General features: G+C 69.4%; 9 protein-coding genes. 4 read left to right on the plus strand and 5 right to left on the minus strand.

What is annotated here, in order from left to right; all coding sequences use genetic code 11:
- Positions 1 to 69: 69 nt before the first annotated feature.
- Positions 70 to 990: a carbohydrate kinase family protein gene (locus BF93_RS03460; protein WP_038370681.1), complete on the minus strand. Its 921-nt coding sequence runs from the start codon at positions 988 to 990 to the stop codon at positions 70 to 72.
- A 56-nt stretch (positions 991 to 1,046) separates the two neighbouring features.
- On the opposite strand from BF93_RS03460, the gene BF93_RS03465 reads away from it, so the two are divergent.
- Positions 1,047 to 1,718: a DUF4245 family protein gene (locus tag BF93_RS03465; protein WP_038371024.1), complete on the plus strand. Its 672-nt coding sequence runs from the start codon at positions 1,047 to 1,049 to the stop codon at positions 1,716 to 1,718.
- A 23-nt stretch (positions 1,719 to 1,741) separates the two neighbouring features.
- Here BF93_RS03465 and BF93_RS03470 read toward each other — a convergent pair whose 3' ends face one another.
- A complete protein-coding gene (locus BF93_RS03470) occupies positions 1,742 to 2,047 on the minus strand; it encodes an exodeoxyribonuclease VII small subunit (RefSeq protein ID WP_198025335.1) in 306 nt (101 codons plus the stop codon).
- Positions 2,044 to 3,354 carry an exodeoxyribonuclease VII large subunit gene (gene xseA, locus BF93_RS03475; RefSeq protein WP_051486479.1) on the minus strand — a complete coding sequence of 437 codons (1,311 nt, stop codon included), beginning with the start codon at positions 3,352 to 3,354 and terminating at the stop codon, positions 2,044 to 2,046. The genes BF93_RS03470 and xseA overlap by 4 nt, the downstream gene beginning before the upstream one ends.
- A gap of 185 nt (positions 3,355 to 3,539) precedes the next feature.
- Here xseA and BF93_RS03480 point away from each other — a divergent pair, with 185 nt between their 5' ends.
- A complete protein-coding gene (locus BF93_RS03480; RefSeq protein WP_038370682.1) occupies positions 3,540 to 5,648 on the plus strand; it encodes a VWA domain-containing protein in 2,109 nt (702 codons plus the stop codon).
- Positions 5,649 to 5,714: 66 nt separating this feature from the next.
- On the opposite strand, the gene BF93_RS03485 is transcribed toward BF93_RS03480, so the two are convergent.
- Complete coding sequence (locus BF93_RS03485; RefSeq protein ID WP_232226180.1) at positions 5,715 to 6,932, minus strand: DNA recombination protein RmuC; 1,218 nt, start codon at positions 6,930 to 6,932, stop codon at positions 5,715 to 5,717.
- Positions 6,933 to 7,062: 130 nt separating this feature from the next.
- Positions 7,063 to 7,530, minus strand: a complete 468-nt coding sequence (locus tag BF93_RS03490; RefSeq protein WP_038370684.1) for a hypothetical protein — start codon at positions 7,528 to 7,530, stop codon at positions 7,063 to 7,065.
- 82 nt (positions 7,531 to 7,612) lie between these two features.
- Here BF93_RS03490 and ychF point away from each other — a divergent pair, with 82 nt between their 5' ends.
- Both ychF and BF93_RS03500 read left to right on the plus strand, forming a co-directional pair.
- Positions 7,613 to 8,698 (plus strand): redox-regulated ATPase YchF, encoded by a 1,086-nt coding sequence (gene ychF, locus BF93_RS03495; protein ID WP_038370685.1) that lies wholly within the window; start codon positions 7,613 to 7,615, stop codon positions 8,696 to 8,698.
- 573 nt (positions 8,699 to 9,271) lie between these two features.
- Positions 9,272 to 13,285 carry an NACHT domain-containing protein gene (locus BF93_RS03500; RefSeq protein WP_038370686.1) on the plus strand — a complete coding sequence of 1,338 codons (4,014 nt, stop codon included), beginning with the start codon at positions 9,272 to 9,274 and terminating at the stop codon, positions 13,283 to 13,285.
- The last annotated feature ends 316 nt before the right edge of the window (positions 13,286 to 13,601 follow it).

Here is a 13,601-nt window from a genome sequence, read left to right on the forward strand (position 1 = left end):
GGCGGCACCTGTCGGTGCGGAGCGCGGGGAGCGTCGGGCCGTGGGAGCGGAGCGCCCGCGCCCCGGACCTCAGATGCCGGTGGCCTCGTGCGCCCAGGGCGGGTTCGCCCCGGGCCGCGACACGGTGATCGCCGCGAGCCCGGCGGCGCGGGAGAGCACCGCCTCGAGCTGGTCCTCGTCGATCGCGCGCAGGGCCTCGCGGTTCTCGGCGCGCAGCATGCCGGCGGAGTCCAGCGCGTCCAGCAGCCCGGCGGAGAAGGTGTCGCCGGCGCCCACGGTGTCGGCGACCTCGACCTTCACCGGCGGGACGGCGACGCGGCCGCACGCGGCGAAGCCGATGGCGCCCTCGCCGCCGCGGGTGATCACGGTGAAGGCCGGCCCGAGCTCGCGCCAGGACGCGACGACGTCCTCGACGTCGTCGGTGCCGTACATCCAGGCGACGTCCTCGTCGGAGGTCTTCACCAGGTCGGAGCGGGCGATGATCGCCTCGACCGCCGCCCGGGTGGCCTCGGCCGAGCCCATGAGGGTGGGGCGGGCGTTGGGGTCGTAGCTGATCGTGGTGGTGGGACGGTAGCGCTCGAGCACGTCGACCACGGTCGCCGCGCCCGGCGCGAGCACGGCGGCGATCGAGGAGGTGTGCACGGCGTCCACGGGCTCGGGCAGATCGGTGGCGCGGGGATCCCAGGTGATGTCGAACTGGTAGGTGGCGGTGCCCTCGGCGTCGATCTGCGCGAGAGCGCTCGAGGTCCGATGGGAGCCGATGCTGCCGCCGGTCAGGAGCACATGCGACTCCTCCAGGTGGCGGCGGATCTGCTCTCCCCGGGCGTCCCCGCCGATCTGGGTGAGGAGGTGGGAGGTGTGCCCCAGGCGGCCGAGGGCCACGGCCACGTTGAGCGGCGAGCCGCCCGGGTACTCCACGGACGTGCCGTCCTCGGCACGGGTCACGATGTCCGTCAGCGCTTCTCCGACGGTGAGGTATGTCGCGGTCACCCGTCGATCATCGCAGTTTTCGCGTCGAGGGGCGAACAGACGCGACAATGGGGTTCATGAGCCCGACCCCCGCCTCCCCGTCCCCTGCGGAGCCCGACGCCCCTGCGGCGGCCGTCCCCTCGTCGGAGGTCGAGGATGCGGACGGCGCGGGCGCGGAGCGTCCGGCGCAGGCGTCGCACTACGCGATGACGAAGAAGAACTCCTCGGTGCGCAACATCGTGTGGGCGCTGGCGGTGATCATGGCGTTCGTCGTGGTGCTCGCGATGCTGTTCTTCGGGGTGGGCAACGATCCCGACCGGTCGATCCCGGAGAGCTCGCGGCTGGACGTGACCGCCAGCGCGGAGCGCGCCGCCGGGGTCGCCCCGTTCCCGGTCATCGTGCCGGAGCTGAGCGCGCAGTGGACGCCGCGGCTGGCGGAGTACACCGGCGGCGCGGACCCGCGCTGGGAGCTGCGGTACACCGCCCCCTCGGGCGCGCTGGTCACGGTGATCGAGCAGGAGACCGTGGATGCGGCCCTGCTCGCCTCGGCCGTGCCCGGCCCGACGGTCGAGGACGAGTACACCGTCTCCGGGGTGCCGTGCCAGCAGCTGCGCAGCTCCGGCGAGGCCGAGGGCACGCGCGCGCTGAGCTGCCAGGGCGAAGGATGGGGGATCCTCGTCCACGGCGACGAGGACCTCGACCAGCTGCGCCTGGTCGCCGAGGCGTCGATCGCCGACGCCCAGGCCTGAGCCGCTCCGGCCCCGCCGCAGCGCTACTGCTCGCCGCGGGCGGCCATCGCGTGGTCCAGGCGCTCCCGGGCGCCGTCCAGCCACTGCTGGCAGCGCCGCGCCAGCATCTCGCCGCGCTCCCACAGGGAGATGGACTCCTCGAGCCCGCCCTGTCCGGACTCCAGCCGCCGCACCACCTCGACGAGCTGATCGCGCGCGGCCTCGTAGCTGAGGGCGGCGATGTCCTCGGGCAGAGGCTGCTCGTCGGCCTCGGCGGCGGGCTGGAGCGGACCATCGGCCGCCGCAGCGGTCCGGGCGTCCTGGGGCTGGTCCTGGGACTGGTCGGTCATGCGTCCTCCTCGGTGCGGTGCGGGGCATCGGGGATGTCCTGCAGGGCGGGTGGGGTGTAGGGGTCCTCGTCGGAGCGCCGGGCGCCGAAGCGGCCGCCGGCGACGCGGATCGACAGCGCATCGCCCGCCTGCGTCGCCGCGGGGGAGCGGACGACCTCGCCGTCCGCGGTCTGGACGACCGCATACCCGCGCTCGAGGGTGGCCAGGGGGCTGAGCGCCCGCACCTGCCGGGCGAGGTGGTCGATGCCGTCCTGGCCGCGGTCCAGGCGGGACCCGATGATGGTGCGCGCGAGGGCGACGCGGGAGCGGATCTCGTCGCGGCGGCCGGTGAGGATGGTCGCCGGCTGCTCGAGCACCGGCCGGGAGCGGGTGGCGTCCAGGGCGGCCTGCTCGCGCTCGATCCGCCCGCGCACGGCCGTGCGCAGCCGGGACCGGTTCAGGGCGAGCTGCTCCGACTCCGCCTGGATGTCCGGGACCACCCGCTTGGCCGCATCGGTCGGGGTGGAGGCGCGGACGTCGGCCACGAGATCCATCAGCGGGGTGTCGACCTCGTGCCCGATCGCGGAGACGATCGGCGTGGTCGCCGCGGCGACCAGGCGCACCAGCTGCTCGTCGGAGAACGGCAGGAGGTCCTCGAGGGAGCCGCCGCCGCGGGAGACGATGATGACGTCGACCTCCTCGGCGGCATCGAGCTCGCGCAGCGCGGCGGAGACCTCGCGCACGGCCTTGTCGCCCTGCACGGCGACCTCCCGGATGTCGAACACGACGGCGGGCCAGCGGCGGGTGGCGTTGACGACGACGTCGCGCTCCGCGGCGGACTGCCGCCCGCAGATCAGCCCGACGCGGCGCGGCAGGAACGGCAGCGGCTTCTTGCGCCGGGAGTCGAACAGGCCCTCCGCCGCGAGGACCCGCTTGAGATGCTCGAGCCGGGCCAGCAGCTCGCCCAGGCCCACCGGGCGGATCTCGTCGGCCTCGAGCTGCAGGCTGCCGCGCTTGGTCCAGAACGTCGGCTTGGCGTGGATGACCACCCGGGCCCCGGGCACCAGCTCGACGGTGAGGGCACGCAGCACGTGCTCGCGGATCGGCACCGAGAAGGACATGTCCACGTCGACGTCGCGCAGGGTCATGAAGGCCAGGCCGCTGCCGGGGCGGCGGTTGAGCTGGACCATCTCGCCCTCGACCCACAGCGGCGACATGCGCGCCACGTACTCCCCGACCTTCACCGACAGCTGCCGCAGCGGCCACGGGTTCTCCGGCGTGGTCTGCGCGGCGGTCGCGGCCAGCGGCGCTCGGGTCTGCTCGGTCATGGCACCACTGTGGCATGCGAGGCGGACAGGCGAGGTCACGGCCCGGCCGAGTGTGGAGAGCCTCGCGGTGGGGAGGAGGGGCACAGACCCCGCTCGCCGGCGGTTCCTCGCCGCGCATCGCACGCTCAGCGCCGTGGTCGCGGCCGCGGCTGGAAGCGTCCCCGACCCCACGGCATGATGGGGCCGTGCACCCCCGACCGATCGCAGCTCCCCTCGCCCTGCTCGCGACGTTCGCCCTCCTCAGCGGGTTCGTCGTGGCCGGGCTGTGGGCCGCGCCGCAGGCCGCCGCGGAGCCGGGGGACACGAACACGGGCCGCACCGCGCCGTCCATGCTGGTGCTGGACGCCAGCGGCTCCATGCGGGAGACCGATGTGGACGGCCGCGCCCGCATGGACGTCGCGAAGGAGGCCGTGGGCTCCCTGATCCCGCTGCTGCCCGAGGACGCCCAGGTCGGCCTCATGACCTACGGCAACAGCACCGAGCAGGTCGCCGCGGACAAGGCCGCCGCCTGCCGGGACATCACGGTGCTGGTCGAGCCGACGGGACTGGACCGGCCCGCGCTCGCCGCCGGCGTCGACGGCGTGAGCGCCCGCGGCTACACCCCGATCGGCGCCTCCCTGCGCGTGGCCGTGGACGCCCTGCCGGAGGCGGAGATGCGCTCGGTGGTGCTGGTCTCCGACGGGATCGAGGAGTGCGACCCCACCCCGCCCTGCCAGGTCGCCGAGGAGCTCGCCGCCGCGCACCCCGAGGTGCGCATCCACACCATCGGCTTCCGCACCGACGAGGCCGCCCGCGAGGAGCTCGCATGCATCGCCCGGGCGACCGGAGGCACCTACGCCGATGCGACCGATGCCGAGATGCTCCGCGAGGAGCTGCTGCTGCGCATGACCCGCGCCCTGCAGGGCTACGACGACAGCGGCCAGGCGATCACCGGCGGCGACGACGCGGCCACGGCCGTGCCGATCGCGCCCGGCAGCTACCTCGACGTGCTCGAGCACGGCAGCCCCGCGGCGGACGACGGCGACGGCGCCGAGCGCTACTACCGCCTTCGGCTGGCGGAGGGGGAGATCGCGCACGTCGCGGCGACGATGGTGATCCCCGCGGCCGGCGGCGCGGACAACAAGCTGGCCCAGCTGTCCCTGCGGATCCTGGACCCCGAGGGGGCCGACTGCCGGGTGGGGGACACGAACGCGCGCACCGAGGCGGCGCTCGGCGACGGCCCGCTGACCGCGATGGTCTCGACGCCACGGATGGGACGGACGCAGAACCTCGCATGCTTCGGGGCCGATGCCGCCGGCGAGGTGGTCATCGTCGTCGAGCGCACGGGCACCCCCTCGCAGGAGGAGTCGGTGCCGCTGGAGCTGCAGATCGTCATCGAGCAGGAGACGGACACGAAGGGCCTCCCGCCGGCCATGCCGTGGATGCTGGAGCGGGAGCCGCTGCCGGTGGTGGCCGATGGGCAGGTCACGGCCCCCGCCTTCGCCTTCGCGGCGGCCACGGAGGTGGGCGACGGGCCGATCCGCGGCACGATCATCCCGGGGGAGGTGCAGTTCTTCCGCATCCCCGTCCAGTACGGCCAGCAGGCCCGGGTCTCGCTGGGACTGGGCGACGTCACCGTGCCCGAGGGCATGTCCCTGACCACGCGGATCACCCTGATCTCGCCCCTGCGCCAGCCGGTGTACACGGCCGCGCCGCCGTCCACGGACGCCTCGCCGTCCGGTGCCTCGGCGCCGGCGCGGTCGGGGCTGCAGATGCACCTGAACCAGGCCGTCCCGGTCCAGTTCCGCAACCGGGAGGAGGGCGGGACCGAGGCGCGCTCCTCCTTCCTCGCCGGCGACTACTACATCCAGCTCGCGCTGATCCCCGATGCGTACGACACCGCCCGGCTGTTCGAGGTCCCCTTCGTGCTGGACGCGGACGTCGTGGGCGAGGTCGACGAGGGGCCGGAGCTGGACGGGCAGGGCGAGGCGGAGCGCGAGGACCAGCTCGCCGAGGACCCCGGGCAGGTGCCGGAGGATGCTGCCGCTGGCGGCTCCGGCGGCTCCGGCGGCTCCGGCGGCTCCGGCGGCTCCGGCGGCTCCGGCGGCTCCGGCGGGACCGCCGGCGGAGCCGGGGCGAGCGACGGGGGCGGGCGCAGCGATGCCGCCGGGACGCCCGGAGCGGATCTCGAGCCGCGCCCGGAGGGTCAGCCGGGGCTGCTGCGGATGCTGCTCCCCGTCGCCGCCGGGCTGACAGGCGGAGCCCTGCTCGCGGGCGCCGTCATCGCCGTCGTCGCGGTGATCCGCCGACGGTAGACGCCGGAGCTGCGGTGGGCGCCGGAAATGCGGTGGGCGCGGGAGCTGCGGCGAGAACCGGACCTCTCAGCCGGCCGCGCGTCCCTGCCGGTCGTCCTGGGAGCCGCGGCGCCCCGTCTCGCCGTCGCCCGCGGAGCGCCCCCGGGAGAGCTCGGCGATCTCCGCCTCGTCCAGCGCCCGCGAGCGCCGGGTGAGCTGGTCCACGTCCTCGAGGCGGCCCGCCGTCAGCTCCATCTCCTCGAAGCGGCGGGCGGTGACCATCACCCGCGACTGGAGGGAGCCGACGGTCTCGTTGAACGAGGCCACGGCGCCGTCGAGGGAGCGGCCCAGCTTCGCCAGGTGCGAGGTCATCGTCCCCAGCCGATGATGCAGCTCCCGGCCCGTGTCCAGCACCGCGCGGGCGTCGCGGTTCAGGGCGTCCGTGCGCCAGGTGTGGGCGACGGTGCGCAGCAGGGCCACCAGCGTCGCCGGGGAGGCGACGACGACCTCCTGGGAGAAGGCGTGCTCGAGCAGGCCCGGATCGGATTCGAGCGCCGCGGCGAGGACGCCGTCGCTCGGCACGAACAGCACGGTGAACTCAGGCGTGTCGCCGAGCCCCGCCCAGTAGGCCTTCTGGCCCAGCCGGTCCACGTGATGACGCAGGGCCTTCGCATGCGCCTGCCGCCGGGTGCGGGCGCGGCGCTGGTCGGTCTCCTCGACGGCGTCGAGATAGGCGTCCATCGGCGCCTTCGCGTCGATCACCACGTGCCGGTCCCCGGCCAGGTGCACCACCAGGTCCGGGCGCTGGGCGGCGCCGCCGGAGACGCGCTGGCCGGCGAGCTGCTCGCTGAAGTCGACGTGCTCCACCATCCCGGCGGCCTCGACGATGCGCCGCAGCTGGACCTCGCCCCATCGGCCGCGGGAGGTGGGGGCGCGCAGCGCGGCGGTGAGCGCGCTGGTGCCCTGATCGAGCTCGTGGGCCCGCCGGGCCAGGTCCTGCAGGTGCTGCTGCAGCGCGCCGTCCGCCTGCACCCGGGCGTGCTCGGTGCGGTGCATGGCACGCTCGAGCTGGCCGAGGGACTCGACGATGGGGGAGAGGGTGCGCTGCAGCTCCGCCTCGCGCGCGGCCTCGGCGGCATCGCGCCGGGCGGCGTCCCGCGCGAAGCGCTCATCGGCGAGGTCCAGCAGCTCCTCCGAGGCGCGCGGCTGCGCCGCCGATGGTGTCTCGGGGCGGCGCCGCAGCAGCAGGACGGTCAGCGCGGCGCCGAGCACGGCGCCGAGGAGGAGGCCGATCAGGAGCGACACGGTGGGATCCATGGGCCCAGCACATCACGGGGGTGGGACGGACGAGCGCAGGCAGGGCTCGCCGGGCCCGTCGGAGGGAAGGCCCGGGCCGGCCTGCGGAGAGCTCGAGGGGAGAGCCGGGGAGGACCGGTCAGACCGGCTGGTACTCCTCGGTCTCCTGGACGGCGTCGACCTTCCAGCGGCCGCCGTCGCGGACCATCTGCATCTCGAAGGCCCCTTCCCACATCTCGCCGTCGGCGCTGTAGGTCTCCTCCAGCGCGACGGTCGCGGTGCTGCCGTCCACCGACGACCCGGTGATGGTGAACCCGTCGGCGCTCAGACCGACGTTCTGCGCGCTCTCGACGAAGTCCTCGCAGGTCGCGAGGCCGTCGGCCCGGAACTCCTCAGTGGTCACGGCCCGGAAGGTCTCGCAGTCCGCCTCGACCCACGCCAGGTAGTAGTCGGTGGCCGTCTCCTCCGGGTCGGAGCGCCCGGAGAAGAACACGGCGACCCCGATGCCCGCCGCGAACAGGAGGACGAGCACGAGGGCGCAGGAGCATCCGCCGATGATCCACGGCAGCGATCGGCGGCCCGGCGAGGACGGAGGTGTCGTGACCATCCCTCAACCCTAGGGGAACGTGCGCAGTGCCTCCCCGTCCGTGGGGGACGGCGGGAGCATCGGCCCCGTAGAATCGCGTCCCGTGGCTCTTACTATCGGAATCGTCGGACTGCCCAACGTCGGCAAGTCCACCCTCTTCAACGCCCTGACCCGCGCCGAGGTCCTCGCGGCGAACTACCCGTTCGCGACCATCGACCCCAACGTGGGGGTCGTCCCGCTGCCGGACGCGCGCCTGGGGCAGCTGGCGGAGATCTTCGGCAGTGAGCGCCTGGTCCCGGCGACCGTGTCCTTCGTGGACATCGCCGGCATCGTCAAGGGCGCCAGCGAGGGCGAGGGCCTGGGCAACAAGTTCCTCGCCAACATCCGCGAGGCCGATGCGATCTGCCAGGTCACCCGCGCCTTCTCCGACCCCGACGTGATGCGCGTGGCCGGCAGCGAGGACCCCGCCGGGGACATGGACACCATCGCCACCGAACTGATCCTCGCCGACCTCCAGACCCTCGAGAACGCGCGCCCGCGCGTGGAGAAGGAGGTCAAGCGCAAGCTCACCGAGGCCTCCGTGCTCGAGGCCATGGACGCCGCGACCGCCCTGCTGGAGACCGGGAAGACCCTGTTCCAGGGCGCGAAGGCCGCCGGCATCGACGTCGCCGAGCTGCGCGAGCTGCAGCTCATGACCGCGAAGCCCTTCATCTACGTCTTCAACACCGACGAGGACGGCCTGGCCGACGCCGCCATGCAGCAGCAGCTGCGCGAGGCCGTCGCCCCGGCCGAGGCGATCTTCCTGGACGCCAAGTTCGAGTCCGAGCTCGTCGAGCTCGACGAGGACGAGGCCAAGGAGATGCTCGAGTCGACCGGCCAGGAGGAGTCCGGCCTGGACAAGCTGGCCCGCGTCGGCTTCGACACCCTGGGCCTGCAGACCTACCTCACCGCCGGCCCCAAGGAGTCCCGCGCCTGGACCATCCCGCAGGGCGCGACCGCCCCGCAGGCCGCCGGCGTCATCCACACCGACTTCGAGCGCGGCTTCATCAAGGCCGAGATCGTCTCCTTCGACCAGCTCCTCGAGGCCGGCTCCATGGCCGAGGCCAAGGCCAAGGGCTGGGTCCGCATGGAGGGCAAGGAGTACGTCATGGTCGATGGGGACGTGGTGGAGTTCAGGTTCAACGTATGAATCGTTGCGTATATGAAGGTCAGAGCCTTAGCCGTCCCACGCGTCCGCAAGAGTTTCGGTCACAAGGGCCCGGTCGGGCTGTTCCCAAAAGGCAGTCACGGGTCTAGTGCTGCAGGTGGGTGCATGTCGGCCGCGAGGCGAGGGTGCGTCACGTGCTTGGGTCGCGTTGTGAGCTGGAGATGAACGAGCGCGGAGTGAACAACAATAGGGTCATCGCGTGATGATCGTTCGTGGACCGGAGTCGCTGCGCCGGGATGAACAAGTTGCATCGGCCAAATATTACGTACTCGGAATGGTTGGCCGCCACGGTGAGTTGTCGCGAAGTTGGCTCGGGCCGCTATGGCTTGGTTGGAGTCGCCCAAAGAATCGACAGGGAGAACGACAATGAGTGTCACGCCGACGTTGCCTGACGTCGACTTTCGCCGAATCCGACCGTATGGGTCGCCTGCCTCGCGGGCTGATGCTTTTGAAGAGCTTGCTTCCATTGTTATCCGTGATGGCCTGGTTTCGTGGCCTGAGGGGACCATCTTTCACAGGTTCGGGAACCCGGATGGTGGTCGCGAAGGAAAGGCCGTGCTCCCGGACGGAAGCGTTTGGGCTTGGCAGGCTAAGTACCTATTCGGGTTTGGTGACAGCGAAATTGGCCAAATCCACCATTCGGTGGTTCGTGTGCTGGAAATGGAGCCGGACCTAAAGCGGTTCTATATTGCTCTGCCGTACGACCTACCTGCCGGCGATGTCGTAAAGTCGGCGACCAAGCGCAAGTCGGCATTCACGAAGTGGACAGAGAAGAAGGCTGAGTGGCAGGCAATGGCCACTGACCGTGGGATGAACGTCGAGTTCATTTACGTAGGTGCCCACGAATTTGTCAGCGAGCTAACGAAGCCCGAGCATGCGGGTCGCCTGCGGTACTGGTTCGAGGCGTCAGTCCTTTCGTCGGAGAATCTGAATCGGCGGCTTTCCGATGTCGTCCTCAAAGTCGGTCGCCGGTACACGCCCGCGCTTCACGTCGAGGTGGGGGCCGTGCAGGCGCTGGAAGCGCTGGGTCGTACTGACCACTACGTCCGTCGAGTCCGGGTTGCTCTCGCAGGGCTTCGCGAGGCACGCACCGGAGCCTGGCACCCGCCCAGAGGCGACGAAGAGGCCTTCGCAAGCAGCATCGAGGCATGTAGAAACGCACTCGTTGAAGCCGAAACCGCGTTGCAGCGATTCTTGGAGGCAGTCACAAGCGCCGGGCCGTTGCCCGATATCATCGACACGGTCCGAGCGGTTGAGCCAGCCGCCGAGGAAGTCCACCGGCTTCTTCAGGACCGGCACCTCCGCGAAGGCCGCTATTATCACGACCAGGCGGCGTCCTTGTATCACACCTATACTAAGGTCCGGCACGCGTGCTGGGCCTCGTTGTCGCTGTTGCGCTCCGCCGACACGCAGACCGCCCGGGACGGTCGCGTTCTGATGACCGGGCGGGCGGGGGTTGGCAAGACTCACCTGTTCTGCGATGTGGCGTCACGCCGCGTCTCGTCGGGGCATCCCACGGTTGTTGTCCTTGGCCAGGACTTTGTTGCCGGCAAGCCCCTCCTTTCTCAAATCGGTGACCTGGCCCAGATCGACGGGACCCTCGACGAGGTCCTTAGTGTCTTCGATGCTGCGGGCGAGGCGGCGGGCTGCTTCACCATGTTGATGATCGACGCGATCAACGAGGGAGCAGAGGCTGAACGCTGGGTCGATGACTTGCGCGTCCTTGCCGGCTCCGTCGATCGTTATCCGCATGTCGTACTGGCAGTCTCCTGCCGAACCGAGTTCGTTGAGTCAGTCGTTGGTAATGCGGAGGGTTTTCCGCGGGTTGAGCATCAAGGTTTCTCCGAGGCGATGAGCGAGGCTGTCGACCGTTACACGGAGGAGTACAATCTCGAACGCTTAACCTTCCCAGTCCTGAATCCTGAGTACGGGAACCCACTGTTTCTGAAACTTGCCTGTGAGGCCCTCTCGACACTCGGTCACACGCGTTTCGCTTTGGGAAGCGCAGGTCTCACCACGGTCTGTGGGGCTTTCCTCGAGGCCGTCAACAAGCGCCTGGCCGCTCCGACCAGGTGTGACTACGACCTCGCAACCAATCTGGTTCAGGCGGCCGTGCGCCAACTTGCTGAAGCTGGCCCAGGGCCCTACCCGCGGTCTGTCGCGGCCGCCATTACTGAGCAACTGCTGCCGGGCACTACGTGGTCCAAAAGCCTCTTTCTCGGTCTCCTTCGCGAGGGGGTCCTCATGGACACGTACAAGGGTCAAGTCGCATTCAGTTATCAGCGCCTTGGGGACGTCTATCGTGCTGTTCTACTCGCCGAGAAGACGCCGAGTGACCTGACCGCTTGGTATCAGGGACTGGGGAATGCGGCCTGGGCAGAGCGCGGCACGCTCGGCGCACTCGCCGTCGTCGCTCCCGAAACGCTGGGTGAAGAAGTCATCGACCTCTTCAAGGAACCTGAGACGGGAGAGATCAAACACGAAGTCATCGATGCGTTCTTAGAGAGCATCGTGCTGCGCTCGCCACTACATGTCACAGACCGGACCGTCCGCATCGTCGAGCAACTTGTCGACTTCGAGGACTGGACCCGTCCAGTCTGGGAAAGGCTCGTACAGGTTGCCTGCGTTCCCGACCATAATCTCAACGCCGACTGGACTCACCGTCTGCTAAAGGCTCGGGACCTCACGACCCGCGATCTCTCCTGGTCCGAGTGGCTCATCGGATCCACCGACAGCAACGGGTACGAAGATGAAGACGCTGTAAGCGTCCTGCTTGATTGGGGGTGGCCGAAGGACGCTGACGCCGAGCCGGGCCATTTGCCGGACGACGTATCACGGCTTGCGACGCTCATCCTCGCTTGGATGCTCACTACCCCGGATCGCAGAGTGCGTAACCGTGCGACGAAGGCGTTGGTGAGTGTTGGTGAGCGCGGAACAGGCGGATTCGCCCAGGGTCTAGCCGAGTTCGCGGGTTGCGACGATCCCTACGTCACCGAGCGTCTCGCCGCTGCCGCATGCGCGGTGACCTTGCGCGCCGCCGACCCCGCCACAATTGTCGTTGTCGCGAATGCAACAGCCGCGATGGTGTCAGCGAGCTGGCCGGAGAACCTCCTGACCCGCGACTACCTGCGCCGGATCTCTGCCTCAGCCCAGGCTCACGGATGGGACGGTCCAGTATGGCTGCCGCCATACGGTACCGACTGGCCGCCGACCGCGAAGTCCTACGATGAGATTGAAGTGATGGACTCCGCCCCGGAATACCGGTATGCGTCCATCTGGGGGTCCGTACACGGCCAATTGGGCGACTTCGGCAGATACGTCATCGAGCCTGCCATCGACCATTTCGACGTTCCAGACAAGAAGGCACTGCGTCACCTCGTCGAGAGGATCGTCTTCACACGTGTTCTCGATCTCGGCTGGACCCCGGAGAAGTTCGATGGCATCGAGCGTCGACGCCATGTCAGGCACGATGGGCCTGTCGAGAGATTCGGCAAGAAGTATCAGTGGATTGCTTTCTACGAAGTTTTAGGAAGGCTGGCCGACAACTTCCAGCTCAAGGAGCGGTGGAGCATCAGCGGCGACCCATTTCCCTTCGAGTACGCTGAGCAACTCGTGTACCGCGACGTCGATCCCACTGTCCTCATCCACGGTGGCCGCTCGGGCCCAATGGAGGGTGAGCCTCCCTGGTTCGCGCCCGTCACGGCCACCTTCCCCGATGAGGTCCCGAATGAATACCCGGAGGATCTCGATGGAGTGCCTGACCCCCTGGACCTAATCCACGTGGTCTCACCTACCGGCACGCAATGGCTGTCGTTGATCAGGCACGAAAGCTGGAAACAGGCGCATCCGCCCGAGATCACCGCACTGAAGGCACCCAATCTGAACGTTTGGATGCAAGTCCGCGGCTACCTCGTTCCGACTGCCGATGTCCCTGCACTTCTCGACTGGTTGAAGGGAACCGACGGCGAAGGCCAAGACTGGGATGGGCGCTGGATGGCGGAGAACGCGGACGTCCACTCCCGACTCCTAGGAGCGCTTCCAGGCTCTCCGGACTGGGACTGGGCCGACGGGAACGCCGAGCCACGATCCATCGGCGATCGCGCTATTCCAGCTGACCTGTATCAACCGATTGCGTGGTACGGCGGAACTGGAGCCGACCGCGACGATGCGGGTACCGATGAACCCACCGGATTCGTACCTAGCAGAATGCTCTTCGACCTCCTGCAGCTACGTGCGGGGCGTGACTTCTGTTGGACCGACGACATTGGGCTTGCCGTTCAGGACCCCTCGGCCGGGATGAACGAGTCCTCCACTCTTCTCATGCGCCGAGACTTGAGCGACCGTCTCGCTGAGGCTGGCTACAGCCTGTTTTGGACTGTCCTCCTGAACAAGGAGAGACACGACCATAGCTATGGTCGACCAAGCGAAGATTATCGGTGGGTCAGCGCCAGCGCCTCGTATGTTCTGGAGGGTCCCGCGGTTGAACTCGTCGCATCGAATGCCTGGCACTGTCGTCCCGGCGAAGGCCGGACCAAGACCATCACATGGGGTCTCAAGACCTCTGAATGAACACCGGTGTTCGTTGTCCGGCTGCTCTTCCTGGATCTACGACCTCGCGCTGGTGGGCGAGAGGCGGAGTGGTCTGGACGCATTGAACGAGATAGACACTGACCGCGCCGCGTACAGCCGCAAACCGGTGGGGGACTTGTCAACATGGACTTCGACGGTGAGCCGCTGTTCGCGCCGCAAGCACACGAGGATCAGGCGTGACGCTCGGAAGCGGAGAGGGCAGGTACCTGTCGTAGTCGCACCGAGCAGACTGCCCTGCGTGTGGGCATGTGGTGGAGTTCCGCTTCAACGTGTAGCCGAGCCCTGCTCCTGCGGC

Source organism: Brachybacterium phenoliresistens, assembly GCF_000576425.1.
Lineage (GTDB): Bacteria > Actinomycetota > Actinomycetes > Actinomycetales > Dermabacteraceae > Brachybacterium > Brachybacterium phenoliresistens.

Bases quoted from the DNA above. Each gene is read 5' to 3' on its own strand.
- BF93_RS03465 (WP_038371024.1), top strand. From the start codon at position 1,047: ATGAGCCCGACCCCCGCCTCCCCGTCCCCTGCGGAGCCCGACGCCCCT.
- BF93_RS03470 (WP_198025335.1), bottom strand. From the start codon at position 2,047: ATGACCGACCAGTCCCAGGACCAGCCCCAGGACGCCCGGACCGCTGCG.
- xseA (WP_051486479.1), bottom strand. From the start codon at position 3,354: ATGACCGAGCAGACCCGAGCGCCGCTGGCCGCGACCGCCGCGCAGACC.
- BF93_RS03490 (WP_038370684.1), bottom strand. From the start codon at position 7,530: ATGGTCACGACACCTCCGTCCTCGCCGGGCCGCCGATCGCTGCCGTGG.